Annotated in this window: 2 protein-coding genes; both read left to right on the top strand. The window is 47.2% G+C overall.

What is annotated here, in order from left to right; translation table 11 throughout:
• Window positions 1-31: 31 nt before the first annotated feature.
• Window positions 32-409, top strand: coding sequence for a hypothetical protein (locus R7Q48_RS25150; protein ID WP_053812570.1), 378 nt, complete (start codon window positions 32-34; stop codon window positions 407-409).
• Between the two features lie 17 nt (window positions 410-426).
• The coding region (locus R7Q48_RS25145; protein ID WP_318132859.1) for a lyase family protein at window positions 427-980 on the top strand (554 nt) is incomplete at its 3' end.

The following is a 980-nucleotide window of genomic DNA, read 5'->3' as shown; positions in this document are numbered from 1 at the left end:
AATTATCATTATCTAATTAATTGAGGCAGATATGAAACGCAGAAAGGACATATTCAACGCCTTCTTCAAAGCGCAAGATCGCTTCCAACTTGCCGCGCCAAGTGGCTTTGAGCCCGACGTCATTCATGACTATATTCATTGGAGTATGGTGTTGTCATCCAGCTATGAGCATGAAGCAGAAGACGAAAACTTACTCTTGTGCGAACTGTTTTTGCGCCAAGTGTATTTCCACCTTCTCGAAGCGATTCAAGACCCAACTCGCACTCGTACATTTCGCCGAGTCTGCCTTGATTCGGTTCACACGCCCTTATTCTGCCTCAAACGTTACTACTATCAGTTTGAACATGGCGACGTAAAGTTTCTCCAATTACAACAACAATTACGCCTCATTCAGACTTCTCTTGATTAAACGAAAGGAATCCTACTATGACCACCGAATTTCGTATTGAAACCGACAGCATGGGCGAAGTAAAAGTCCCGGCGAATGCCTTGTATCAAGCGCAAACTCAGCGCGCTATCGATAACTTCGCATTCAGCCAGCACACCATGCCAAGCGGTTTCATCCAAGCTTTAGCCCACATCAAACAGACGGCAGCACTGACCAACGCACAACTAGGGTTACTGGAAGGTGATATCGCTAATGCGATTGCAGAGGCTGCGCAAGCCATTATTGATGGCCAACATCTCGATCAGTTCCCTATCGACCTGTTCCAAACCGGTTCTGGGACAAGCTCCAACATGAACGCCAATGAAGTGATTGCCACGCTCGCGTCTGAATTGCTTGGCGGCAACGTCACCCCGAATGACCACGTTAACATGGGTCAAAGCAGTAACGATGTGGTGCCGACGGCGATTCAAGTCAGCTCAGCACTTGCTATTGAACACAAGTTGTTGCCTGCACTGGCTCATCTTAGCCAAAGCCTAGAAACCAAGAAGCAAGCTTTGCAAGGTGTGGTAAAAACAGGCCGAACTCATTTGAT

This window comes from Vibrio sp. 378, assembly GCF_033339435.1.
Note: the sequence above shows the minus strand (reverse complement) of the source record. Positions and strands in the feature narration are given on the sequence as shown.